The organism is Azospira sp. I13 (assembly GCF_003112695.1).
In the GTDB taxonomy this organism is placed as follows: Bacteria; Pseudomonadota; Gammaproteobacteria; order Burkholderiales; family Rhodocyclaceae; genus Azospira.
Genome location: NZ_BFBP01000010.1, coordinates 168,773 through 192,009 on the forward strand (window position 1 = coordinate 168,773; position 23,237 = coordinate 192,009).

General features: G+C 65.1%; 19 protein-coding genes and 1 tRNA gene. 9 read left to right on the forward strand and 11 right to left on the reverse strand.

The features are described from left to right. Positions 1 to 7: 7 nt before the first annotated feature. Positions 8 to 463, forward strand: a complete 456-nt coding sequence (locus AZSI13_RS09565) for a nuclear transport factor 2 family protein (protein WP_109040944.1) — start codon at positions 8 to 10, stop codon at positions 461 to 463. A 29-nt stretch (positions 464 to 492) separates the two neighbouring features. On the opposite strand, the gene AZSI13_RS09570 is transcribed toward AZSI13_RS09565, so the two are convergent. The 4 genes from AZSI13_RS09570 to AZSI13_RS09585 all read right to left on the reverse strand — a co-directional run bounded on the left by AZSI13_RS09570 (position 493) and on the right by AZSI13_RS09585 (position 4,388). Further along, positions 493 to 1,569, reverse strand: a complete 1,077-nt coding sequence (locus tag AZSI13_RS09570; RefSeq protein ID WP_109040945.1) for a sulfate/molybdate ABC transporter ATP-binding protein — start codon at positions 1,567 to 1,569, stop codon at positions 493 to 495. A 10-nt stretch (positions 1,570 to 1,579) separates the two neighbouring features. Next, the gene (gene cysW / locus AZSI13_RS09575; RefSeq protein ID WP_109040946.1) at positions 1,580 to 2,446 is read right to left on the reverse strand and encodes a sulfate ABC transporter permease subunit CysW; all 867 of its coding nucleotides are present in this window, start codon (positions 2,444 to 2,446) and stop codon (positions 1,580 to 1,582) included. Beyond that, the gene (gene cysT, locus AZSI13_RS09580; RefSeq protein WP_109040947.1) at positions 2,443 to 3,291 is read right to left on the reverse strand and encodes a sulfate ABC transporter permease subunit CysT; all 849 of its coding nucleotides are present in this window, start codon (positions 3,289 to 3,291) and stop codon (positions 2,443 to 2,445) included. The genes cysW and cysT overlap by 4 nt, the downstream gene beginning before the upstream one ends. A 74-nt stretch (positions 3,292 to 3,365) precedes the next feature. Further along, positions 3,366 to 4,388, reverse strand: coding sequence for a sulfate ABC transporter substrate-binding protein (locus AZSI13_RS09585; RefSeq protein WP_109040948.1), 1,023 nt, complete (start codon positions 4,386 to 4,388; stop codon positions 3,366 to 3,368). Positions 4,389 to 4,601: 213 nt separating this feature from the next. Here AZSI13_RS09585 and AZSI13_RS09590 point away from each other — a divergent pair, with 213 nt between their 5' ends. Then, positions 4,602 to 5,390: a TIGR02281 family clan AA aspartic protease gene (locus tag AZSI13_RS09590; protein WP_109040949.1), complete on the forward strand. Its 789-nt coding sequence runs from the start codon at positions 4,602 to 4,604 to the stop codon at positions 5,388 to 5,390. Positions 5,391 to 5,586: 196 nt separating this feature from the next. On the opposite strand, the gene AZSI13_RS09595 is transcribed toward AZSI13_RS09590, so the two are convergent. From AZSI13_RS09595 to AZSI13_RS09605, 3 genes are all read right to left on the reverse strand, one after another. After that, positions 5,587 to 5,662, reverse strand: a tRNA-Phe gene (locus AZSI13_RS09595). Between the two features lie 85 nt (positions 5,663 to 5,747). Beyond that, positions 5,748 to 7,262 (reverse strand): sensor histidine kinase N-terminal domain-containing protein, encoded by a 1,515-nt coding sequence (locus tag AZSI13_RS09600; RefSeq protein ID WP_109040950.1) that lies wholly within the window; start codon positions 7,260 to 7,262, stop codon positions 5,748 to 5,750. After that, on the reverse strand, positions 7,228 to 7,911 hold the full coding sequence (locus tag AZSI13_RS09605; protein ID WP_109040951.1) for a response regulator transcription factor: 684 nt from the start codon (positions 7,909 to 7,911) through the stop codon (positions 7,228 to 7,230). Before AZSI13_RS09605 ends, AZSI13_RS09600 begins: the two co-directional genes overlap by 35 nt. A gap of 488 nt (positions 7,912 to 8,399) precedes the next feature. Between AZSI13_RS09605 and AZSI13_RS09610 the strand changes: the two genes are divergently transcribed. From AZSI13_RS09610 to AZSI13_RS09630, 5 genes are read left to right on the forward strand one after another with little or no spacing between them, the layout of a single operon-like run. Further along, positions 8,400 to 9,389, forward strand: coding sequence for an HlyD family secretion protein (locus tag AZSI13_RS09610; RefSeq protein ID WP_109040952.1), 990 nt, complete (start codon positions 8,400 to 8,402; stop codon positions 9,387 to 9,389). A 27-nt stretch (positions 9,390 to 9,416) separates the two neighbouring features. After that, a complete protein-coding gene (rbbA, locus tag AZSI13_RS09615) occupies positions 9,417 to 12,188 on the forward strand; it encodes a ribosome-associated ATPase/putative transporter RbbA (RefSeq protein WP_109040953.1) in 2,772 nt (923 codons plus the stop codon). 4 nt (positions 12,189 to 12,192) lie between these two features. Further along, a complete protein-coding gene (locus AZSI13_RS09620) occupies positions 12,193 to 13,335 on the forward strand; it encodes an ABC transporter permease (protein WP_109040954.1) in 1,143 nt (380 codons plus the stop codon). Next, the gene (locus tag AZSI13_RS09625; RefSeq protein WP_109040955.1) at positions 13,332 to 13,562 is read left to right on the forward strand and encodes a TetR family transcriptional regulator; all 231 of its coding nucleotides are present in this window, start codon (positions 13,332 to 13,334) and stop codon (positions 13,560 to 13,562) included. Before AZSI13_RS09620 ends, AZSI13_RS09625 begins: the two co-directional genes overlap by 4 nt. A 54-nt stretch (positions 13,563 to 13,616) precedes the next feature. After that, positions 13,617 to 14,027, forward strand: a complete 411-nt coding sequence (locus tag AZSI13_RS09630) for a CerR family C-terminal domain-containing protein (RefSeq protein WP_109040956.1) — start codon at positions 13,617 to 13,619, stop codon at positions 14,025 to 14,027. A 354-nt stretch (positions 14,028 to 14,381) separates the two neighbouring features. On the opposite strand, the gene AZSI13_RS09635 is transcribed toward AZSI13_RS09630, so the two are convergent. Next, complete coding sequence (locus tag AZSI13_RS09635) at positions 14,382 to 14,825, reverse strand: YaiI/YqxD family protein (RefSeq protein WP_109040957.1); 444 nt, start codon at positions 14,823 to 14,825, stop codon at positions 14,382 to 14,384. Between the two features lie 217 nt (positions 14,826 to 15,042). Between AZSI13_RS09635 and AZSI13_RS09640 the strand changes: the two genes are divergently transcribed. Further along, on the forward strand, positions 15,043 to 16,434 hold the full coding sequence (locus AZSI13_RS09640; protein ID WP_109040958.1) for an HD-GYP domain-containing protein: 1,392 nt from the start codon (positions 15,043 to 15,045) through the stop codon (positions 16,432 to 16,434). Positions 16,435 to 16,515: 81 nt separating this feature from the next. On the opposite strand, the gene AZSI13_RS09645 is transcribed toward AZSI13_RS09640, so the two are convergent. From AZSI13_RS09645 to AZSI13_RS09655, 3 genes are all read right to left on the reverse strand, one after another. Then, positions 16,516 to 18,063 (reverse strand): methyl-accepting chemotaxis protein, encoded by a 1,548-nt coding sequence (locus tag AZSI13_RS09645; protein ID WP_109040959.1) that lies wholly within the window; start codon positions 18,061 to 18,063, stop codon positions 16,516 to 16,518. Positions 18,064 to 18,251: 188 nt separating this feature from the next. Next, the gene (gene groL / locus AZSI13_RS09650) at positions 18,252 to 19,901 is read right to left on the reverse strand and encodes a chaperonin GroEL (protein ID WP_109040960.1); all 1,650 of its coding nucleotides are present in this window, start codon (positions 19,899 to 19,901) and stop codon (positions 18,252 to 18,254) included. 42 nt (positions 19,902 to 19,943) lie between these two features. Beyond that, the gene (locus AZSI13_RS09655; protein ID WP_109040961.1) at positions 19,944 to 20,234 is read right to left on the reverse strand and encodes a co-chaperone GroES; all 291 of its coding nucleotides are present in this window, start codon (positions 20,232 to 20,234) and stop codon (positions 19,944 to 19,946) included. Positions 20,235 to 20,785: 551 nt separating this feature from the next. Between AZSI13_RS09655 and AZSI13_RS09660 the strand changes: the two genes are divergently transcribed. After that, positions 20,786 to 23,155, forward strand: a complete 2,370-nt coding sequence (locus tag AZSI13_RS09660; protein ID WP_114149341.1) for a diguanylate cyclase — start codon at positions 20,786 to 20,788, stop codon at positions 23,153 to 23,155. Positions 23,156 to 23,237: the final 82 nt, after the last annotated feature.

The window sequence follows — 23,237 nt, forward strand, 5'->3', positions numbered from 1 at the left end:
TCCCAGCATGGAACCCGCCCCGGGCCTACGCCCCGAGGTGGGCGCCCTGATCCATTACTACGAGACCCTGACCCCGGCGGCCATCAACCGCCTGGGGGATTTCTACGCTGCAGACGCCCAGCTGAAGGACCCCTTCAACGACGTCAGCGGGGTACCGGCCATCCAGGCCGTGCTGCGGCGCATGTTCGAACAGGTGGAAGCGCCCTGCTTCCGTTTTGGCAACAGCCTGGTCCAGGGAGACGAGGCCATGCTCATCTGGGATTTTTCCTACCGCCTGCCCCTCCCCCTGCGCCTGCTGGCGCGCCGCGGCACCTATGGCATGCACGGGGTCAGCCATCTCAGGTTCGATGCCGCCGGCAAGGTGATCTACCACCGGGATTATTGGGACACGGCCGAGGAGCTGTATGAAAAGCTACCCGGGGTGGGCAGCCTGATGCGGGGATTGCGGCGCCTGACCTCCTGAGCCAGGCCCCTGCTTTCCCCGGGTTCCCCTTAGAACAGGAAGGCCTGCTTTTCCACCGCCTTGGCCGGGGCCGCTTCGCCGTTGGCAAAGACCTTGACCTGGCGCGGTTTCAGCCACACCCGCTGGCCCGGGGCTAGGCCCAGCACCTGCTGGCGCTCCCGGGTCAGCTCCACTTCCACCAGTTCGCCCTGATGGATCACCTCCACCCGCACCAGGGGGCCGATGGTCTGCACGTAGCTGACCTGGGCCTCCAGGGCTTCCGGCGTGGCCACGGTGTCGATGTCGATGTCGTGGGGGCGAATGAAGGCCACCGCCTCCTCGCCCGCCGGCGCGTCGTCCCGGGCCACTTCGGCCCAGGCGCCATGGACGCGGCTGTGGAAGACGTTCACGTTGCCGAGGAACTGATAGACGAAGGGACTGGCCGGGTTGGAGTACACCTCGTCCGGGGAGCCCACCTGCTCGATGTGGCCCTTGTTCATCACCACCACCCGGTCCGCCACTTCCAGGGCTTCTTCCTGGTCGTGGGTGACGAAGACGGAGGAGATGTGCATCTCGTCGTGCAGGCGGCGCAGCCAGCGGCGCAGTTCCTTGCGCACCTTGGTGTCGAGGGCGCCGAAGGGTTCGTCCAGCAGCAGCACCTTGGGTTCCACCGCCAGGGCCCGGGCCAGGGCGATGCGCTGGCGCTGGCCACCGGAAAGCTGGGCCGGGTAGCGGTCGGCCAGCCAGTCCAGCTGCACCAGGGAGAGCAGCTCCATGACCCGCTTGCGGATCTCGGACTCGCTGGGCCGCTCCTTGCGCGGCTTGACCCGCAGACCGAAGGCCACGTTCTCGAACACGCTCATGTGGCGGAACAGGGCGTAGTGCTGGAAAACGAAGCCCACCTGGCGTTCCCGGGCATGGAGGTGAGTAGCCTCGCTGCCTTCGAACATGACCTGGCCCTCGTCCGCCGTCTCCATGCCGGCGATGATGCGCAGCAGGGTGGTCTTGCCGCAGCCAGAGGGGCCCAGCAGGGCCACCAGCTCGCCGGTGGGAATGGAGAGGGAGACATCGTCGAGGGCGACGAAGTTGCCGAAACGCTTGGCGATGTTGCGGATTTCGATACTCATGGCGGCAGGCTCAGTTGGTTTTCTCGGGGGGAAGCTCGGCGGTCAGCATCGCGGTCTCGGCCCGCATGCGCCACTCCACCAGGGTCTTGGCCACCAGGGTGACCAGGGCCAGCAGGGCGAGGACGGAGGCCGAGGCGAAGGCGCCGATGGCGTTGTATTCGTTGTAGAGAATTTCCACGTGCAGGGGCAGGGTGTTGGTCTCGCCGCGGATGTGGCCGGAAACCACGGAAACGGCGCCGAACTCGCCCATGGCCCGGGCGTTGGCCAGGATCACCCCGTAGAGCAGGCCCCACTTAATGTTGGGCAGGGTCACTCGCCAGAACATCTGCAAGCCGGAGGCACCGAGGGAGACGGCGGCCTCCTCCTCGTCCTTGCCCTGGGCCTGCATGAGGGGAATCATTTCCCGGGCGACAAAGGGGAAGGTGACGAACAGGGTGGCCAGGATGATGCCGGGTACGGCAAAGACGATCTTCACGTCGTGCTCGAACAGCCAGGGGCCGAAATAGCCCTGGGCGCCAAACATCAGCACGAAGATGAGGCCGGCGATGACCGGGCTGACGGCGAAGGGCAGGTCGATCAGGGTGATGAGCAGGCTCTTGCCGCGGAACTCGAACTTGGCGATGGCCCAGCTGGCAGCAATGCCGAAGGCCACATTCAACGGCACGGCGATGGCCGCCACGATCAGGGTCAGAGTGACGGCGTGGAGGGATTCGCTATCCACCAGATTGCCGAAATAGGCTTCCCAGCCGCCCCGCAGGGCTTCGGCGAAGACGGCAGCCAGGGGCACGCCGAGGAACAGGGCAAGGAAGGCGAAGGCCAGGGTCAGCAGGGTGTAGCGCACCCAGGCCGGTTCGGTGTTGGCACGGCGCACGCTCATTGCTCGCCTCCCGTGTTGCGGTTGTTGTGTCGATTGGCAGCCCACCATTGCAGGCCGTTGATGGCCAGCAGCAGGACGAAGGAAATGCCCAGCATGACCACCGCCAGGGCGGTGGCGCCCACGTAGTCGTACTGCTCCAGCTTGGAAATGATGAGCAGGGGCGTGATTTCGGAAATCAGGGGCATATTGCCGGCGATGAAGATCACCGAGCCGTATTCCCCCACAGCCCGGGAGAAGGACAGGGCGAAACCGGTGAGGAGCGCCGGAAAGATGGCCGGGAAGATGATGCGGCGGAAGGTCTGCCAGCGGGAGGCGCCCAGGGTGGCGGCGGCCTCTTCCACTTCCGGCTCGATGTCCTCGATCACCGGCTGCAGGGTGCGTACGACAAAGGGCAGGCCGATGAAGGTGAGGGCGACGACGATGCCCAGGGGGGTGTACGCCACCTTCAGACCCAGGGGCTCCAGGTGCTTGCCGATCCAGCCGTTGGTGGAATACAGGGTGGCCAGGGTAATGCCGGCCACGGCGGTGGGTAGGGCGAAGGGTAGATCAACGAAAGAGTCGATCAGGCGCTTGCCGAAGAAGTCGTAGCGCACCAGCACCCAGGCGACGATGAGGCCGAAAAAGGCATTGATGACGGCCGCCAAGGCCGAGGTGCCGAAGGTGACACGATAGGCGGCCAGGGCCCGCTCAGTGGTGGCGATATCCCAGAACTGGGCAAAGGTCAGGCTGGTGGATTTGAGCACCAGGCCGCCCAGGGGGATCAGCACCAGCACCGAGAGATACACCAGGGTGTAGCCCAGGGCCAGGCCGAAACCGGGGAGGACGTTGTTTTTCTTGGCTGACATGGGTTTCTCAAACGACGGCGCCGGGAAGCCTTGCAGGCCGGCCCGGCGCCGTGGGGGTCGGGAGCGTGGGCGAATTACTTTTGCACGTAGAGCTGGTCGAAGGAACCACCATCGACAAAGTGGGCCTTGGCTGCCTTGGTCCAGCCGCCGAACACTTCATCCACGGAGAAGGTCTTGATGTTGGGGAACTGGGTAGCATACTTCTTCAGCACTTCCGCATCCCGGGGGCGCAGGTAGTTCTGGGCGGCGTTCTCCTGGCCTTCCTTGGACCACAGGTAATCCAGGTAAGCCTGGGCCTGCTTGCGGCTACCCTTCTTGTCCACCACCCGGTCCACCACCGCCACGGGGAACTCGGCCAGGATGGAAACGCTGGGATAGACCACCTCGAACTCACCGCGGCCGAATTCCTTGGCGATCAGTTCGGCCTCGGACTCAAAGGTCACCAGCACGTCGCCCAGGCGGCGCTGCATGAAGGTGGTGGTGGCATCCCGGCCGCCGGCGGCGAACAGGGGGGCGTTCTTCAGGATCTTGCCGACGAATTCCAGGGCCGTCTTGTCGTTGCCGCCGGGCTGCTTGAGGGCGTAGCCCCAGGCAGCCAGGTAGGTGTAGCGGCCGTTACCGGTGTTCTTCGGATGGGGCACGATCACTTCAACGCCGGACTTGGCCAGGTCGGACCAGTCCTTCAGGGCCTTGGGATTGCCCTTGCGCACGATGAACACCATGGTGGAGGTGTAGGGCGAGGCGTTGTTGGGGAATTTTTTGGCGTAGTCCTTGGCCACCAGGCCCTTCTCGGCCAGGTAATCGACGTCGGTGGCCTGGTTCATGGTCACCACGTCCGCTTCCAGGCCATCGGCCACGGCCCGCACCTGCTTGGAGGAACCGCCGTGGGACTGTTTCACCTCCACCTTTTCACCGGCCTTGGCTTGCCAGTGCTTGGTGAACATGGGGTTGTAGTCCTTGTAGAAATCCCGGGCCACGTCGTAGGAGGCGTTGAGCAGGGTGACATCGGCCAGGGCCGGGCCGCTCAGACCGGCCGCCAGGGTCAGGGCGAGCAGCAAACGGGAAAAAGACGACGGGGAGGTGGCGGAAAATCTCATGGCAATTCCTTTGTTCAGCAGCACCCAAGGTGCGTTAGGGACGAACTCTAACCAAGGCTTTTAGAACCACAAAGCTTGATTGGCTATTTGTTTATCCGAGAAAACGAATAAACAAACTGACGTACGGGCAAATACAGAATAAGGAAAAATCTCCTGGGAGCCGTCGGATTATGACGATATTCTTTGCCCACATTTCAAGAATGCGCCAAGCCCATGCCTGCAACCCCGCCCTACTCCTGCCTTTCCCTTCTGCTGTGCCTGGCCGGATGCATGTTTGCCGCACCAGGCCAGGCCGCACCCGGCGCGCCCACGGGAAGCTGCGGCCCGGTCCGCTACTACGCTCCAGAAGACAACTTCAACAGCAGCCCGCTCAAAGCCCCCCACCCGCTCCTGGGCGCCCTGCTCAAGGGTGCCGAAAACGGCGTGGCCGTAGAACAGCGCAATCTGGCCATCAGTTTTGAAACCGGCTATCTGGTCCGCCCCTGCCCGGTCACCGCCGCCTACTGGTACGAGAAAGCCGGCGCCGGCGGCGACCCGGTGGCCGCGCGCTGGCTGGCCCAGCATTCAGACAGGGAACAGCGCCGGCACGGCGGGGATTGCATCGAGGCCCAATGCACCGGCGGCGAGGCCAGCGCCGCCAACACCCGCCTGGTGCTGGATGCCGACCCCCGGGGCCACTTCCATACCCGGCTGACCATCAACAACACCAGCACCCCGGGCATGATCGACACCGGCGCCACCTTGGTCAGCCTGGGGGCCGACACGGCCTTGCGCCTCGGTCTGATCCCCGGCAAAGGCCGCCGGGGCCTTTCCCGCATCGCCAACGGCAGCACCATGGCGGTGGAGCATGTCACCGTCCCCAGCCTTTACGTGGGCGGCATCAAGCTGGATTACGTCACCGTCTCCATCGGCCCCAGTGGCGCCCCCACCCTGATCGGCATGAGCGCCCTCAAATCCCTCAAGGTGGACGTGGCCAGCAACCGCATGACGCTCTCAAAGTAAGCAAGCGGCACGCAACGCGCTCGGCACCGCCGGAACCTGGCAGCATCACTGCGACGCAACAACGGGGGAAGGAAACGGAGAAGCGGCTGCAACACACCGATGCAGCCCCGACTTTCTGCATCTCCTCAGAAAAATCGGCGCAATCGACAGCTGAAAACGAAAAAGGCCCTCGGAAAACCGAGGGCCTTTTGAATTCTGGTGGCCAGTCGCGGAATCGAACCACGGACACGCGGATTTTCAATCCGCTGCTCTACCAACTGAGCTAACTGGCCTCAAAACGAAGGCCGCATTGTAGTCACGCCCTCCGCCCCTGTCAAAGGTTTTTTTCGTCTTTTTCGACAGCATCCCAGAGCTGGCTCAGGCGCTCCCCGGCGGCACGGGCAGGACGACGTCCTCCGCCATCTCGGCCCGGGGCTCCTGATAGGCGGGGAAGGCCATCCGGGCGATGCTGCCCGGCCCCTTGGGATTCGGCCGCAGGCTGGCGACGGCGTGATGCAGTTCGGCAATTTCGCGCACGATGGGCAGGCCCAGGCCGGAGCCTTCGGTACCGGCGTCATCCACCCGGTAGAAGCGCTCGAAGACCAGTTCGGACTGCTCCTCGGTAATGCCGATGCCGCTATCCTCGACTTCCAGCACCACTTCCGGCTCGCCGCCTTCGCTACGCCGCCGTACCACGCGGCAGGTGACCTGGCCGCCGGTGGGGGTGTAGCGCAGGGCATTGTCGATGAGGTTGTTGATGGCTTCCCGCAGCAGGAAGGAGTTGCCTTCAATATCGGTGGTGCCGTCGGCGGGCTCGTAGCCGATGTCGATGTAGTTCTCCAGTGCCTGCATCACCCAGTCTTCGACGATTTCCCGCAGCAGCCGGTCCAGGTTCATGGGGGCCAGGGGCTGGCTGGCGGCACCGCTGCCGGCTTCGGCCCGAGCCAGGGTGAGGAGCTGATTGACCAGGTGGGATGCCCGATCCACCGCGCCGGCCATTTGCCGCAGGGCGTAGAGCAGACGTTCCGGGTCGTTCTCGCGCATGGCCAGCTGGGCCTGGGTCTTGAGGCCGGTGAGGGGGGTACGCATCTGGTGGGCGGCATCGGCAATGAAGCGGGTCTGGGCCTCCATGTTGCGCTCCATGCGCTCCAGCATGCCGTTGAAGGCTTCAATCAGGGGCTGCAGCTCCTCCGGCACCTTGCGGGTGCTGATCGGGGAAAGATCCCCCGGGCGCCGGGCCTCGATGCGGCCCCTCAGCTTGGTCAGGGGCTTGAGGCCCTGGGAAAGGCCGAACCAGACCAGGATAACGGCCAGGGGAATGATGATGAACTGGGGCAGGATGACGCTGGCGATGATCTTGTTGGCCAGCTGGGAGCGCTTCTCCAGGGTCTCCCCCACTTCCACCAGCAGCCAGCGCTCTTCGGGGCGATCGGGGTCGGCGAGGAACTGGTAGGCGATGCGCAGGTCCTGGCCATTGAATTCGCCGTCGCGAAAGGCAATGTCGCCGTTGTCGTTAGCCGGCCGGGCCAGTTCGGGGGCCACCGGCAGCTCCTTGTCACCGGCCAGGCGGCGCCCATCCCGGGTCATCACATGAAAATAGACGCTATCGATCTCATCCGCCCGCAGCAGGGCCTTGGCCGAGCCGGAAAGGCCCACCACCGGGCGCCCCTCGGCATAGCGGACCTGCCGGGCAATGGCGGTGACGTTCTCCCGCAGGGCCTGGTCGTAGGGGTAGCCCGCGACGATGTTGGCGAAATAGTGGGTAACGGCGATGCTGATGGGCCAGACGAAGAGCAGGGGCGCCAGCATCCAGTCCAGGATTTCCCCGAACAGGGAACGCTGGCTGTCGCCGCTCCCCTCAGAGGGCTCGGGCTTGGTCCTGGGGCTTTTCAAGGCAGTAACCGAGACCGCGAACCGTGGCGATGCGCACGCCGCCCGATTCCAGTTTCTTGCGCAGGCGGTGGATGTAGACCTCGATGGCGTTGTGGCTGACTTCCTCGCCCCAGCCGCACAGGTGGTCCACCAGCTGGTCCTTGGAAACCAAGCGGCCGACCCGGGAAAGGAGGATTTCCAGCAGCCCCAGCTCCCGGGCGGAAAGATCCAGGGACTGCCCATCCAGCTGGGCGACCCGGCCGGCCTGATCGTAGGTCAGGGCGCCACAGGTAATGATCGGCGTGGTGCCGGAAGAGCGGCGGGTCAGGGCCCGCACCCGGGCCTCCAGCTCCGCCAGCTCGAAAGGCTTGGCCATGTAGTCATCGGCCCCCAGATCCAGCCCCTTGACCCGGTCACCGGTGCCGTCGAGGGCGGTGAGGATGAGCACCGGCAACTGGATGTTGCGGGCCCGCAGGCGCTTCAACACCTCCAGCCCGGGCAGCTTGGGCAGCCCCAGGTCGAGGATGAGGAGATCGTAGGAATTGGTCATCAGGGCCGTGTCGGCCTCCAGACCCGTATAGGCGCAGTCGACGGCGTAGCCGCCCTGGCGCAGGGAACGGGAAAGCCCGTCGGCGATGATTTTGTCGTCTTCCGCAAGGAGTATGCGCATGGATGATAAGAGCCTGATCCGCGTAAGTTTTATGTAAGCCCGCGCCCTTAATCTGGCGCCGCTGTTCTCCTTTTATGGTCTTAGGAGTCTCGGTTCGCCGGGACTCGGGGGACGTTTCGATTCCTGCACCGGATCGTCCCCTGCCATCTTTCTTGCGCGCTTTTTCTGTGCGTGCTGCATTCCCGCCTCCATCGCCCCTCCGTTTTTTGCGACGCCTCGCAGCGGCTGCCAGCCAGTTTGTGCCTGCCGTAAACCTTGGCCTGGCGCCGTTTTCCACCGGGAGGAGCGACACTCTCGGGAACCTGTTCAGTGTAACAAATTCACCTGCCACCGGTTGTTGCGCCGCATCATGCCGCCCGGCCGCCATCCAGGCAGCATCATTTCATTCATTTGAATGAAATGGCACAATAGGGCATCCCAGCCGTCGGCCTGGCCTCCTGCTTTCCCCGTTGCGCGCCAGCCCGGCCACCTCATTGCCGGAGCCGATCATGCCCTCCCCTGCCCCATCAACCTCCCTCCTCCGCCGGGCCCTGCCCTTGGGGCTGGCGGCCACCCTCCTGCTGGGCGGCGCCCTGGCCTACCGCCTGCGCCCGCCGCCCCTGCCTCCCGGCCTGGCCCAGGGCAACGGCCGCCTCGAAGCCATCGAGGTGGACGTAGCCACCAAGGTGGCCGGCCGCCTGGCCGAAGTAAATGCCCGGGAGGGCGACAGCGTGCCGATCAACGCCGTCCTCGCCCGCCTCGATGCGGAAGACCTGGCGGCCCAGCTGCAGGCGGCCGAGGCCCAGACCCGCCAGGCCCGGGAAGCCATCCGGGAAGCCCGGGCCGGAGTCGGCAGTGCCGCGAGCCAGAAGCGGCTGGCCCAGGCCACCCTCAATCGCACCCAGCAACTGGTACAGAAAGGCTACATCACCGGCGACAAGCTGGACCGGGACCAGAGCGGCCTGCAAACAACGGAGGCCGCCCTGGCCGCAGCCCAGACCCGGGTGGCGGAAGCCGAAGCCGCGGTGGAAGCCAGCAAGGCCCGGGCCGAAGCCCTGCGCGTCACTCTGCGGGATACGGCCCTGAAAGCGCCTATCGCCGGCCGCGTACTCTACCGGCTGGCCGAGCCCGGCGAAGTGCTGGCCGCCGGCGGCAAGGTGCTGACCCTGCTGGACATGAACGACGTTTACCTGACCCTTTACCTGCCCGCTGCCGAAGCCGGCAAGGTGGCCCTGGGGGATGAAGCCCGCATCGTTCTCGATGCCCTGGCCGCCCCCATTCCCGCCCGGGTCAGCTTTGTTGCGCCGAAGGCCCAGTTCACCCCCAAGGAAGTGGAAACCCGCAACGAGCGGGAAAAGCTCATGTTCCGGGTCAAGCTGCGGGTCGAGCCGGAATGGCTAGCCCGCAACGCCGATCTGGCCAAACCCGGCATGCCCGGCCAAGGCTATGTGCGCACCGCACCGGACGCCGCCTGGCCCGCCGAACTGCAAGCGCGCTAAGAACGATTTTCCTAGCGGCCCACGCCCATGGCCCACCCCTTCACCACCACCGCCGCCTCCACTCCGGTCGCCCGCCTGACCGACATCCGCCTGGTCTACCCCGGGGCCACGGCCCTGGCCGAGGTCAATCTGGCGCTGCCGGCCGGCGGCATGGTGGGGCTGATCGGCCCGGACGGTGTCGGCAAATCCTCCCTCCTGGCCCTGGTGGCCGGGGCACGCAGAATCCAGCAGGGCCGGGTGGAGGTGTTCGGCGAAGACATGGGTAACGCCCGCGTCCGCCCCCGCCTGCAACCCCGCATCGCCTACATGCCCCAGGGCCTGGGCAAGAATCTCTACCCCACCCTGTCGGTGGCGGAGAACGTGGACTTCTTCGGCCGCCTCTTCGGCCAGGACAAGGCCGAACGGCGGCAGCGCATCGACGAGCTGCTGGCCGCCACCAACCTTTCCCCCTTCCGCGACCGCCCGGCGGCCAAGCTCTCCGGCGGCATGAAGCAGAAGCTGGGGTTGTGCTGCGCCCTCATCCACGACCCGGACCTGCTGATCCTGGACGAGCCCACCACCGGGGTCGATCCCCTTTCCCGGCGCCAGTTCTGGGAACTGATCGACCGCATCCGGGCCCGCCGCCCGGGCATGAGCGTGCTGGTGGCCACCGCCTACATGGAAGAGGCGGAACGCTTCGACTGGCTGGTGGCCATGGACAGCGGCCGGGTCATCGGCACCGGCAGCGCCGACACGCTGAAGGCCCGCACCGGCGCCGATACCCTGGAAGCGGCCTTCATCCGTCTGCTGCCGGAGGAGCGCCGCCAGGGCCACACCGCCCTGGTCATCCCGCCCCTGCCGCCGGATGGCCACGACTTCGCCATCGAAGCCGAAGGCCTGACCCAGCGTTTTGGGGACTTCACGGCGGTGGACAACGTCAGCTTCCAGATTGGCAAGGGGGAAATCTTCGGATTCCTCGGCTCCAACGGCTGCGGCAAGACCACCACCATGAAAATGCTCACCGGCCTGCTGCCCCCCAGCGAAGGCCGCGCCCGGCTCTTCGGCAAGGCGGTGGATGCGGGCAATCTGGAGACGCGCAAGCAGGTGGGCTACATGTCCCAGGCCTTCTCGCTCTACGGCGAACTGACGGTAGCCCAGAACCTGGACCTGCACGCCCGCCTCTTCCACCTGCCGGCAGAAAAGATCGCCCCCCGCATCGCCGCCCTGACCGAGCGTTTCGGCCTGGCGCCCTATGCCGACGCACCGGCCGCCGACCTTCCCCTGGGCATCCGCCAGCGCCTTTCCCTGGCCGTGGCGGTGGTGCATGAGCCGAAGCTGCTAATCCTCGACGAGCCCACCTCCGGCGTGGATCCAGTGGCCCGGGACCAGTTCTGGGCCCTGCTGGTGGAACTCTCCCGGGAACAGGGAGTGACCATTTTTATTTCCACCCACTTCATGAACGAGGCGGAGCGATGCGACCGCATCAGCCTCATGCATGCGGGGCGGGTCCTGGCCAGCAATACCCCCGCCGCCCTGCAGGCGGCCCGGAGCGCCGCCACCCTGGAGGAAGCCTTCATCGGCTACCTGGAGGAGGCTGGCGGCGGCAGCCCCTCTCCCGCCGCACCAGCCCCGGCACTGACCACGCCGCCATCAGCGCCCAGTACGGCCAACGCGACCCCCTACCGCCACCGGCCCTTCAGCCTGCGCCGCCTGCTCGGCTACGCCTACCGGGAGGCCCTGGAGCTGCGGCGGGACTCCATCCGCCTGACCTTCGCCTTGCTCGGCTCGGTGCTGCTGATGTTCGTGCTGGGCTACGGCATTTCCATGGACGTGGAACACCTGCGCTTCGCCGCCCTGGATCGGGATCAATCTCCCGAATCCCGCGATTACATTCAGAACATCGCCGGCTCCCGCTACTTCGATGAGCAGCCACCGATTGTCGACAGCGCCGATCTGGAAAAGCGCATGCGGGAAGGCAAGGTCAGCGTCGCCATCGAGATTCCGCCCAACTTCGGCCGAGACCTGCACCAGGGCCGCCGCCCGGAAGTGGGCGCCTGGGTGGACGGCGCCATGCCCTACCGGGGCGAGACCACCCGGGGCTATGTGCAGGGTCTGCACCAGCAATACGTCGTCAATCTGGTCACCGAAGCCACCGGCACCGCGCCCCAGACCCTGCCGACCGAAATCGCCCAGCGTTACCGCTACAACCAGGATTTCCGCAGCATCTACGCCATGGTGCCGGCGGTGATTCCCCTGCTGCTGGTGTTCATCCCCGCCATTCTCATGGCCCTGGGCGTGGTGCGGGAGAAGGAGCTGGGCTCCATCACCAATCTCTACGTCACCCCGGTGAGCCGGCTGGAGTTCCTCCTCGGCAAACAGCTCCCCTACATCGCCGTCTCCATGCTCAGCTACTTCGCCCTGGTGGCCCAGGCGGTGCTGGTCTTCGGCGTGCCGGTGAAGGGCAGCTTCCTCGCCCTGACCTGCGGCGCCCTGCTCTACGTCATCGCCACCACCGGGCTGGGGTTGCTGATATCCACCTTCACCCGCACCCAGATCGCCGCCCTCTTCGGCACTGCCATTCTCACCATGCTGCCGACGGTGCAGTTCTCGGGTCTGACCACGCCGGTCAGTTCCCTGGAAGGGGGCGCCTACTGGATCGGCCAGGGCTTCCCCGCCACCTACTTCCTCATCATCAGCCGCGGCGTGTTCACCAAGGCCCTGGGCTTTGCCGACCTGACCCGGCAGTTCATTGCCCTGGCCTGCTTCATCCCGGTGCTGACGCTGCTCTCCCTGGCCTTGCTGCCAAAGCAGGAGAAATAAGGCCATGACGCCGCACCGCCAAGGCCGCCTGGCCAACATCTTCCGCCTCGGGCTCAAGGAACTGCGCAGCCTGTGGGCCGACAAGGTGCTCCTGGTGCTGATCGTCTGGGCCTTCACCGGCGGCATCTACAGCGCCGCCAAGGGGGTCTCCCAGGAACTGCGCAATGCGCCGGTGGCGGTGGTGGACGAGGACCGCTCGCCCCTCTCCCAGCGCCTCATCGGCGCCCTGACGCCGCCCTACTTCAAGACCCCGGCCCTGATTTCCCTCAACGAAATGGACCAGGCCCTGGACCAGGGCCGCTATTCCTTCGCCCTGGTCATTCCTGCCAATTTCCAGCGGGATCTCAAGGAGGGCCGCCGGCCGGCCCTGCAGCTCAACATCGACGCCACCGTGATGAGCCAGGCCTTCATCGGCGCCGGCTACCTCCAGGCTATCGTCGCCGGGGAGCTCAACGAATATCTCACCGGCACCCGGGAGAGCACGGCCGCCCCGGTACAGCTGGCCACCCGGGTGCGCTTCAACCCCAACCTCACCGGTTTCTGGTTTGGCGGCGTCATGGAGGTGATCAACAACATCAACATGCTGACCATCATCCTGGTGGGGGCCGCCTTCATCCGGGAGCGGGAGCACGGCACCCTGGAGCACCTGCTGGTGATGCCCCTGACACCCTTCGAGATCATGATGGCCAAGGTCTGGGCCAGCGGCCTGGCGGTGCTGATCGGCGCCACTACCGCCCTCACTGTGGTCATCCAGGGCCTGTTGCAGGTGCCCATTGCCGGCTCGGTGCCTCTCTTTCTCTGCGGCGCCGTGCTCTATCTCTTCTCCGCTGCCTCCATCGGCATCTTCCTCGGCACCCTGGCCCGCTCCATGCCCCAGTTCGGCCTGCTGCTGATCCTTACCATCGTCCCCCTGCAACTGCTGTCCGGCGGCGTCACCCCCCGGGAGAGCATGCCCCTGATCGTCCAGGACATCATGGCCGCGGCCCCCACCACCTACTTCGTGCGCCTGGCCCAGGCCATCCTCTACCGGGGCGCCGGCTTCGACACGGTGTGGCCGGAGTTTCTGGCTATTGCCGGCATCGGCACGGTGTTCTTCCTCTTCGCCCTGGCCCGCTTCCGCAAGTCGGTCACCCAGACCCAGGTATGAGCATGGAAGCCGGCCGCGATCCGCGCAGTGATGAAACCCGGGAGAAGCTCCTGGCCGCCGGCCTGGAGCTTTTCGGCCACCACGGCTATGACGGGGTGACCACCCGCATGCTGGCCCGGGCGGCCGGCGTCAACCAGTCCGCCATTCCCTACCATTTCGGCGGTAAGGAAGGGGTCTATCGGGCGGTGGCCGAGCATATCGCCGGAGAAATGGCTCCCATCGTGTAGGCGCTGGAAGCAGAGGTGGCGCAGCGTCTGGCACAACCGGGAACAGCGGTGGCAATGCTTCTCGAGGAGGTCATCACCGCCTTCGCCGCGGCGGCCTTCACGCCGGGCCATCCCCTGACCTGGTTCCTCTTCCTGGCCCGGGAGCAGTTCCAGCCGAGTGCCGCCTTCCCCATCCTCTACGACAGTTTCACCGGCCCGGGTCACCAGCTGGTGGCCCGGCTGCTGGGCCGCCTCACCGGGCAGCCGCCGGAGGCCGAAGCCACCATGCTGCTGGCCCACGCGCTGATCGGTTCCCTGGTGGCCTTCGGTTCCACCCGGGCCACCCTGCAACGCCGACTGGGCTGGCAGGAGCAGGACTACACCCCGGCCCAGCGGGCGGCCATGCTGGCCGCCATTGCCACCCACTGCCGGGCCACGGTGCGGGGGCTGCTACCTGAGGCCGCCCTCGGCACTGACCCACTGTGAAAGGCCCCAGCACCGTCGGACGGCACTGGCCGGAGGCGCTCCGTACGGCATATCCCTCCCAGGAAAAATCCCAGGCCTCCCCCGGGGCTCGCCCCAGCTGTGCCGCAGCGGCCACCGCCCTATGATGGCGATGTCGGCATTCTCCACATAAAAGGAAAAACATGAGCCACCGTGACATCGATACCGCCCTGCTGCTGGCCCCCGCCCCCATCGTAGTGGCAGCCGTCATTTTGGCTGCTTGCCTGGTTCTCTGAGCGACGGCTCCGGCCCCCTCTAGGCCACCATCAACTACGCCCCGAGCGGGCCCATCCCGCGCCGCCCGGTCACCCGCCACCATGGATGACAACCGCGCCTTTAGCAGCGGGGTAGCAGACGCTCCAACTCCCGGGCAAAGGTGTGCTGGTCCTTCTGACTCATGGCCGATGGCCCACCGGTCTCGACGCCGGACGAACGCAGGGTATCCATGAAGTTACGCATGGACAGAGCCGCCTGGATGGTGCCCCGGTCGTAAGGCTCACCCCGGGGCGTCAGCACCCGGGCACCCTTGGCGATGGCTTCGGCAGCCAGGGGAATATCCGCCGTGATGACCAGATCCCCGTCGCTGACCCGGGCGACGATTTCGTTGTCCGCCACATCGAAGCCCTTGGGCACCTGAAGGCTGCGCAGATAGGGCGATGGCGGCACGTAGAGGGCCTGATTGGCCACCAGGGTGACCATGATCCGGGTGCGGGCAGCAACGCGGAAGAGGATTTCCTTGATGGCCTTGGGGCAGGCATCGGCATCGACCCAGATATGCATGGCCGTGGCTCCATGAAGAGAAGAAAACAGTAAAAGTGGCAGGCGGCGGCAGAGCATACCCGAAGCGCTCACCACGCCCCATCGCCACACGACAGGTTCGCCTCATCCGGTCACCTGGGGAAAACCCCTGGCACGGCCCCGGGCATGCCCGAGGTCCCACCCGGGGCGCAGCTCCGTATCATGCCGCAACACAAAAACAGGGGCGCGCCAGAACCGTATGCGGCGTGACCCCAATGAACACCCCAACCCCAACAGCTCCCCCGCCCTCTTCAGCGAAAGCCGCACCATGTCGATGCCTGCCCGCTCGGCGCCGCCCCCTGCGCCCTTGCAAGCGCAGCCTGATATTCCCCCTGCCCAGGGACACATCAAGAAGATTCCCCTCACGGCACTGCGGCCGGGCATGTACATCTGCGACTTCAACGCCGGATGGATGTCCCACCCCTTCCTCTTCAACCGGCTGCACGTTCGCAGCGAGCTGGAGATCGCCGAAATTGCCGCCCACGGTATCGACGCCGTGTTCATTGATACCCAGCGCGGCATCGATGTGGCGGATGCCCCGACCCGGGCAGCAGTAGCTGCGGCAACCCGGGACGAAATGCTGGATAGCGTCAGCCTCCACGCGACGCCCCAGCCCCCGGGGCCAACCGACCCCGCCCCCGGCACCGCCGGCCAGGCCACCTCGGCCGAGGAAATCCGGCGGGCCCGCCAAGTCATCAACCAGGCGGCCGAACGGCTTCGCCAGGTCATGGAAGATGCCCGTCTGGGCAAATCCATTGATATCCCGGCCCTGCAGGATTCGGTCCAGCAAATTTCCGCCGCCGTGATCCGCAACAGCTCGGCCATGACCCTGGTATGTCGCCTGCGCAAGCGGGATGCGTACACCTTCGACCATTCCCTCAACGTCGGGGTGCTGCTGGCCCGCTTCAGCCATTACCTGGGGCACGACCTGAACCAAACCCACGCCATTGCGCTGGGCGGACTCCTCCACGACATCGGCAAGATGACCGTGGCCACCGAAATTCTGCAGAAGCCGGGCAAGCTGACGGAAGACGAATATGCCCACATGAAGACCCATGTGGACCGGGGAGTGGCCTTGGTATCGCCCTATGGGCTGCCCGAGGCCAGCCTCCAGGTAATTGCCGAGCATCACGAACGCTTTGATGGCAGCGGCTACCCGGCCGCCCACCCTGGGCCCCACATTTCTGAAGCTGGGCGCATGGCAGCCCTGGTGGATGTTTACGATGCCATCTCGACGGACCGGGTCTATCACCGTGGTTTGCCGGCCCCCGAGGCCATGGGCCGCATCTTTGAATGGCAGCGCCATTTCGATCCGGGCCTGGTGAACCAGTTCGTGCGCTGCCTGGGCATCTACCCCATCGGTTCCCTGGTACGCCTGAAGAGCGAGCGCCTGGCGGTGGTGGTGCAGCACCACCCGGACACCCTGGTACGCCCCCGGGTGCGCGTCATCTTCCACGCCCAGCGTCGCAGCCATCTCCCACCGGAAGAAATCGACCTGTCCGCCCCCTACTGGCAGGAGCGAGAAAGCATCGTCGGCCACGAGGACCCCGCCGCCTGGGATATCGATATCTGCCGCCACCTGGCGGTGTAGCCCCGTCACGGCTGGGGTGGCAGGCCTGAAAACGACAACGCCCGGCCATCAGCCGGGCGTTGTTGGTGGCCGTAGGGGCGATCAGATGCGGAAGCGCCCCGCCAGACCGCTCATTTCGACCGCCAGGTTTCGCATCTGGCCAGCAGCGTCGGAGGATTGCGCCGCAGCCGCACTGTTCTGCTCCGCCGCCTGGGCCACCCGCTCCACCTGGGAGGCGATGGACTGGCTGGCCGCCCCCTGCTCGACGATGGCATCGGTGATGTCGCCCACCACTCTGACGACATCCGCCGTACTTTCCTGAATATCGGCAATGGATTGGCCCGCCTGGGCCGCCAGGCTTACCCCGGCATCCACCTGGGTTACCGCCTGCCCCATCTCACCCACCGCACTTCTGGCACTGACCTGAATTTCCTCCACCATCTGGGCAATCTCACCCGTGGCGCCGGTGGTCTGATCGGCCACGTCCTTGATGACCTGGACCACGCCGGAAATACGCTCGGAACGGCTGCCCAGTTCAGTAATGGTTGCCGCGACACGGCGCACGGTATCGGCAATCTGGGCAATCTCGGCCACCGCCTGCTGGATCACCTCGCCCCCCCGGCTGGAAAAGCTACCGGCCTGCTGGGCCAGCTCCAGGGCACGACGGGCACCATTGCCCACCTCGCTGACACTGACACTCATCTGCTCGACGGAGGCCGCCATGGCCGAAGCGGACTCGCTTGTGGCAGAAGAGGCCAGTGCCGACTGGGCTGCATTTTCCGACATATCGCCGGAGGCGCGGTTAACCTGGTGGATGGCCTGCAGCAAATCACCAAGTGTGCCCCGCAAGGAGGCCAGCAGGGCATTGAAGGCCTGGGCGGTCTGGCCTACCTCATCGTGCTGCCCGCTGGTGACACTGCGAGTAAAGTCGCCGGAGGTCTGCACATAGGTCACCACATCGCGGATTTCAGCCAGCGGCCGGGTCACAGAGCGGATCAGCCACCAGGAAAACTCCACCCCCAGGAGCACACCAAGAATCATGGTGACCACGGAAAGATTACGGGCTGACTCGTACTGGGCCACATCCCGGTCAAACTCCTCTTTGGCCACCCGGGTCTGCAAGTCGATCAACGCATCCGCCAGCTTGTCTACTTCCCCGCCCATCTTGCGGTTGCCCTTGAGGAAGGTGGAAACGACTTCCAGGGAGTAATTGCCCTGACGTAGGGCATCCATTGTCGGCAACGTCAGGGGCTTGGTGTATTCCTGATAGCGGGCGGTAAAGGCGTCGGCCAACTGCTGTTCTTCCGGGGTCATCTGGGTGGCGAGATAGGCCTTCCAGGTTTCATCGACCGTTTTGAGGTTGGACTCGATACGTTTCAGATGCTCATCCACCGCATGGTCGTGGAGTTTGGCCAATTCCTGGCAGGGGTCATGCTGGAAGGCCCGCAGCGATTCAGAGAAGTTTGAATCGAGCAGACGCTTCACCCGGGTAATCTGCACCAGAGGCACCGTCCGGTCCTCATAAACGGTTTCCAGCCCGGCCAGCGTCTTTGAGGCACTACGCAAGCCCAGCCCCCCAATGACAATCAGCAGAATGACGAACATCGCCACCAGCATGGAGAGCCGGTAGCCAACCTTGAGCGCTTTCATGATGTTCCTTCGGCCCGTCACGGGCTTTATTGTTATCTGACCGACCAAGGCCCCAGCCTGGCCACACAGCGCAGAGACTGCAGGATCATTACAAGAAGGAACGAATATGATCGGAATCAAATCCCGAAAAAGAAAAAGCCCGGCCAAGGCCGGGCGTTTTCAAGCAGCGTTTAGCTGGCGAGGGCGAATTACATGCCCATGCCCATGCCGCCCATACCACCCATGCCGCCCATGTCGGGCATGCCGCCGGCGGGCTTGTCTTCAGCCAGTTCGGCCACCATGCAGTCGGTGGTCAGCATCAGGCCAGCGACGGAAGCGGCGTTCTGCAGAGCGGTGCGCTCGACCTTGGTGGGGTCCAGCACGCCCATTTCCACCATGTCGCCGTACTCGCCGGTGGCGGCGTTGAAGCCGAAGTTGCCCTTGCCTTCAACCACCTTGTTCACCACCACGGAGGGCTCGTCACCAGCGTTGGCAACGATTTCGCGCAGGGGCTGTTCCAGGGAGCGCAGGACGATCTTGATGCCGGCGTCCTGGTCGTGGTTGTCACCCTTCAGGGCGCCCAGGTTGGCGCGGGCACGCAGCAGGGAAACGCCTCCGCCAGGAACGATGCCTTCTTCAACGGCAGCGCGGGTGGCGTGCAGGGCGTCTTCGACGCGGGCCTTCTTTTCCTTCATTTCGACTTCGGTGGCAGCACCCACCTTGATCACGGCCACGCCGCCGGCCAGCTTGGCCACGCGTTCCTGCAGCTTTTCGCGGTCGTAGTCGGAGGTAGCTGCTTCGATCTGGGCACGCACCTGGGCCACGCGGGCCTTGATGGCGTCTTCGGAACCGGCGCCGTCAATGATGGTGGTGTTTTCCTTGCCCACTTCGATGCGCTTGGCTTGGCCCAGGTCGTCCAGGGTAGCCTTTTCCAGGGTCAGGCCGACTTCTTCGGAGATCACCTGGCCACCGGTCAGGATGGCGATGTCTTCCAGCATGGCCTTGCGACGGTCGCCGAAGCCAGGAGCCTTGACGGCCACGGTCTTCAGGATGCCGCGGATGTTGTTCACCACCAGGGTGGCCAGGGCTTCGCCTTCCACGTCTTCGGCGATGATCAGCAGGGGACGGCCGGCCTTGGCGACTTGTTCCAGCACGGGCAGCAGGTCGCGGATGTTGGAGATCTTCTTGTCGAACAGCAGGACGAAGGGATTGTCCATGACGGCAATCTGCTTGTCCGGGTTGTTGATGAAGTAGGGGGACAGGTAGCCGCGGTCAAACTGCATGCCTTCGACGACGTCCAGTTCGTTGTTCAGGGACTTGCCGTCTTCAACGGTGATGACGCCTTCCTTGCCGACCTTTTCCATGGCATTGGCGATGATGGTGCCGATGTCAGCGTCGGAGTTGGCGGAGATGGAACCGACCTGGGCGATTTCCTTGGTGGTGGCACAGGGCTTGGAAATCTTCTTCAGCTCTTCGATGGTGGCGGCGACAGCCTTGTCGATACCGCGCTTCAGGTCCATCGGGTTCATGCCGGCGGCCACGTACTTCATGCCTTCGCGCACAATGGCCTGGGCCAGCACGGTAGCGGTGGTGGTGCCGTCACCAGCCAGGTCGGAGGTCTTGGAAGCGACTTCCTTGACCATCTGGGCGCCCATGTTGGCGAACTTGTCCTTCAGTTCGATTTCCTTGGCCACGGACACACCGTCCTTGGTCACGGTGGGGGCGCCGAAGGAGCGCTCCAGCACCACGTTGCGGCCCTTGGGGCCCAGGGTCACCTTGACCGCATCGGCCAGGACATTGATGCCTTCGACCATGCGGGCGCGGGCGGAATCACCGAATTTGACTTCTTTAGCAGCCATTTAAATTCTCCAGAATCTGTTGAATGGGAAAGGGGGAGAGGCTTAGGCCTCGACCACGCCCATGATGTCTTCTTCGCGCATGACCAGCAGTTCCTGGCCGTCCACCTTGACGGTCTGACCGGCGTACTTGCCGAACAGGACGCGGTCGCCCACCTTCACGTCGGGGGCATTCAGCTTGCCGGAATCGTCACGCTTGCCGGGGCCAACGGCCAGGATTTCACCCTGATCGGGCTTCTCACCGGCGGAATCGGGGATGACGATACCGGAAGCGGTGGTGCGCTCAGCTTCGACGCGCTTGACGATCACACGGTCGTGCAAGGGACGGATTTTCATGGGGATAGCTCCTTGTAACGAAGTTATTGCAGGGATTCAGGGGCCTGAACGGCCCGGTTGCGGCGGGGTGACACAGGCCGCGCCTGTTAGCACTCACCCCGAACGAGTGCTAATAATAGGGACGACCCCGCCCTATTTCAAGAGGGGCCATTCCATAATTCCATTTTTGTTCGCCGAACAATGGCGCGGCGGACGGAATACCCGGCAGCAGGGCAACGGCCAAGGTCCGCCACAACGCTGCGCCGGCGACCATCGTGCCGGCTTGCCGGCCCCGTCCCAGCTGAGTGCCCCTGTTCGCCTCCGGCCAGATGCGCTATGTCTTTGGAATAGTCTGGAATGCGTCGGCATGGATCAGATTACCGGCAGGAGATGACGATCTCGGGACGATCCTGGGACAATCCCGGCCAGACGCCCGAAACCGGCGCCGGCAGCCCGGCCCTGCAACCGGGATCGCCGCCGCAGCATCGCCCACGACAAGGCCCAGCCCTACCATGACGCCGAGACAGGCAATCCCCCCTCCCCGCTGGACCGTACAAGCACTGCTTGGATGGTTGCTCATCGCCTGCCTGGTGCCCGGGATCATCTCCACCACCTTCCTCATCATCCATGAATATCGGGATCGGCAGGCGCGCCAGGAGCGGGACACCCTGCTCACCGCCCGGGCCCTGGTCCAGGCGGTGGACGCCCATCTGCTGAAGGCGCAGACGGCAGCCCTGGCCCTATCCACGGCCGGCTCGCTGACCAAGGAAAACTGGGCCGACTTCCACAAAAGGGCCCGGGGCCTGATCGCCACGGCGCTCCCGGGTAGCAATGCGGTGCTCTCCGATGCCGCCGGGCAACAGCTCGTCAACACCCTCAAGCCCTATGGCGAGCCCCTGCCGAAACATGGCAACCCCGCCGTGCTGCAACAGGTGTTTGCAACCGGCAAGCCGGTCATTTCCGACCTGTTCATCGGCGGCCTGACCCAGCGCCCGATCATGAGCATCGACGTGCCGGTGCAGATCAACGGGCAAACCCGATACGTGCTCAGCATTGGCATCGAGCCCAGCAGCTTCAACACCATCCTGCAAACCCAACGCCTGCCGGAGGACTGGATTGCCGCCATCTTCGACAACGAGGGGGCCATCGTTTCCCGGACCAAAAATCCCGACCAGTATGTGGGCCAGAAAGGCTCGGCCGACTATATCCGCCGTTTCAAGGAAACCCAGGAAGGCGCCACGGAAAGCGTCACCCGGGAAGGCATTCCAGTCTATTCCGTGTTCAGCCGTTCTCCCACCACCGGCTGGACCGTCGGCATCGGCATTCCCCATGAAGCCCTGGTGGCCAATCTCCGCAACAACCTGCTGATGCTGGCCCTGGTCGCCCTGGTCATCATGGGGCTGGGCATCGTCCCGGCCTGGCTCATCGGCAATCGCATCACCCGGTCCATCCGGGCCCTGCGCGCCCAGGCCAGCGCCCTGGGCACCGGCGAAGCGATCAGCCACCCCCGCATGTACATCCGGGAAGCGGAGGAGGTGCTCGCCGACATGGAAGAAGCCCGGGAGGTGCTGGCGCAACGCACCCAACGGCTACAAGCCACCTACCAGGCCCTGTACGAGAGCGAACAGGAATTGCTGGAGGCCCACCGCCTCGGCCAGTTCGGTACCTGGCAATGGCACGCCCAGACGGGGGAGGTCCGCGTCTCCCCCGAAGTGCAGCGGATTTACGGGCGGGAAGTGCCTTTCTTCCCCGAGCAGCGGGGCACCCTCCTCACGGTGGACGCTTGGGAGCTCGTCAATACGGCGACCCAGGAAGCGCTGCAGACCGGGATTGGCTACGACCTCGAGCTGCAGGCAATCCATGCCAGCGGCGCCTCTTTGTGGATCCACGCCAAATGCGAAGTGGTCCGGGACAAGCAGGGCCAGGCCATCGCGCTCCGGGGCACGGTGCAGGACATTACCCAGCGCAAGCGCGCCGAAAAGGCCCTGCTCGATAGCGAGAAGCGTTTCCGCGCCACCTTCGACCAGGCCGCCGTCGGCATGGCCCACGTTTCACTGGAAGGCCAGTGGATCAACGTCAACGACAAGGTTTGCGAAATTGTCGGCTACCCGCGGGAGACCCTGCTGGCCCTGACTTTCCAGGACATCACCTACCCGCCGGACCTGGATGCGGACCTGTCCCTGCTCCAGCAGCTCCTGGCCGGCAGCATTCCCAGTTACAGCATCGAGAAGCGCTACATCCAGCGGGGCGGCAAGCTGACCTGGGTGAACCTGACCGTGGCCCTGGTCCACACCCTTGATGGAAGCGCCGACTACTTCGTCTCGGTGATCGAAGACATCCAGTCCCGTAAGGAAACCGAGGCCGCCCTGGAAGCATCGCGACAGCAATACCAGCAGCAATTGGAGCAACAGGTGGCCGAGCGCACCGAAGCATTGCAGGCCGCCAACCAGGAGCTGGAGCGGATCGCCCATCGCGACGTGCTGACCCAGCTGCCGAACCGCCTGGCCGCCAACGAGCGGCTGCGCTTCGAGTTTCTGCGCCTGAAGCGCCTGGGCACCCCCTATTGCGTGCTGATGATGGATATCGACCACTTCAAGAAAGTGAACGACACCTACGGCCATGAAACCGGCGACCACGTGCTCCAGCGCTTTGCCGCCACCCTCTCGGACACCCTGCGTGCCACGGATTTCGTCGCCCGTTACGGGGGCGAGGAATTCCTGGCCTTGCTCCCCGATACGGATGTGGCGGGCGCCAAGGTCATTGCCGAGAAAATCCGTGGCGCCGTCAGTACCCAGGCCTTCCCGGTGGTCGGGCAGGTGACGGTGAGCATCGGGGTGAGCCTCGCCCAACCCGAAGACCCGAGTGACGACGACGCCGTCCGGCGCGCCGATGCCGCCCTGTACCGCTCCAAGAACGCTGGCCGGAACACCGTCCAGACCTGAGAAGCCGGCGGGGGTGGTCCGGGCCGGGCGCCCCGGCCTTTTACCACCCTGGATGACACGGGGCGGCAACGGCCCGGCCCCT

Coding starts and splice junctions, on each gene's coding strand:
- AZSI13_RS09610 (WP_109040952.1), top strand. CDS start 8,400: ATGCCCTCCCCTGCCCCATCAACCTCCCTCCTCCGCCGGGCCCTGCCC.
- AZSI13_RS09645 (WP_109040959.1), bottom strand. CDS start 18,063: ATGAAAGCGCTCAAGGTTGGCTACCGGCTCTCCATGCTGGTGGCGATG.
- AZSI13_RS09620 (WP_109040954.1), top strand. CDS start 12,193: ATGACGCCGCACCGCCAAGGCCGCCTGGCCAACATCTTCCGCCTCGGG.
- AZSI13_RS09565 (WP_109040944.1), top strand. CDS start 8: ATGGAACCCGCCCCGGGCCTACGCCCCGAGGTGGGCGCCCTGATCCAT.
- AZSI13_RS09625 (WP_109040955.1), top strand. CDS start 13,332: ATGAGCATGGAAGCCGGCCGCGATCCGCGCAGTGATGAAACCCGGGAG.
- cysT (WP_109040947.1), bottom strand. CDS start 3,291: ATGTCAGCCAAGAAAAACAACGTCCTCCCCGGTTTCGGCCTGGCCCTG.
- AZSI13_RS09635 (WP_109040957.1), bottom strand. CDS start 14,825: ATGCATATCTGGGTCGATGCCGATGCCTGCCCCAAGGCCATCAAGGAA.
- cysW (WP_109040946.1), bottom strand. CDS start 2,446: ATGAGCGTGCGCCGTGCCAACACCGAACCGGCCTGGGTGCGCTACACC.
- AZSI13_RS09590 (WP_109040949.1), top strand. CDS start 4,602: ATGCCTGCAACCCCGCCCTACTCCTGCCTTTCCCTTCTGCTGTGCCTG.
- AZSI13_RS09630 (WP_109040956.1), top strand. CDS start 13,617: ATGCTTCTCGAGGAGGTCATCACCGCCTTCGCCGCGGCGGCCTTCACG.
- AZSI13_RS09570 (WP_109040945.1), bottom strand. CDS start 1,569: ATGAGTATCGAAATCCGCAACATCGCCAAGCGTTTCGGCAACTTCGTC.
- rbbA (WP_109040953.1), top strand. CDS start 9,417: ATGGCCCACCCCTTCACCACCACCGCCGCCTCCACTCCGGTCGCCCGC.
- AZSI13_RS09655 (WP_109040961.1), bottom strand. CDS start 20,234: ATGAAAATCCGTCCCTTGCACGACCGTGTGATCGTCAAGCGCGTCGAA.
- AZSI13_RS09605 (WP_109040951.1), bottom strand. CDS start 7,911: ATGCGCATACTCCTTGCGGAAGACGACAAAATCATCGCCGACGGGCTT.
- groL (WP_109040960.1), bottom strand. CDS start 19,901: ATGGCTGCTAAAGAAGTCAAATTCGGTGATTCCGCCCGCGCCCGCATG.
- AZSI13_RS09640 (WP_109040958.1), top strand. CDS start 15,043: ATGCGGCGTGACCCCAATGAACACCCCAACCCCAACAGCTCCCCCGCC.
- AZSI13_RS09585 (WP_109040948.1), bottom strand. CDS start 4,388: ATGAGATTTTCCGCCACCTCCCCGTCGTCTTTTTCCCGTTTGCTGCTC.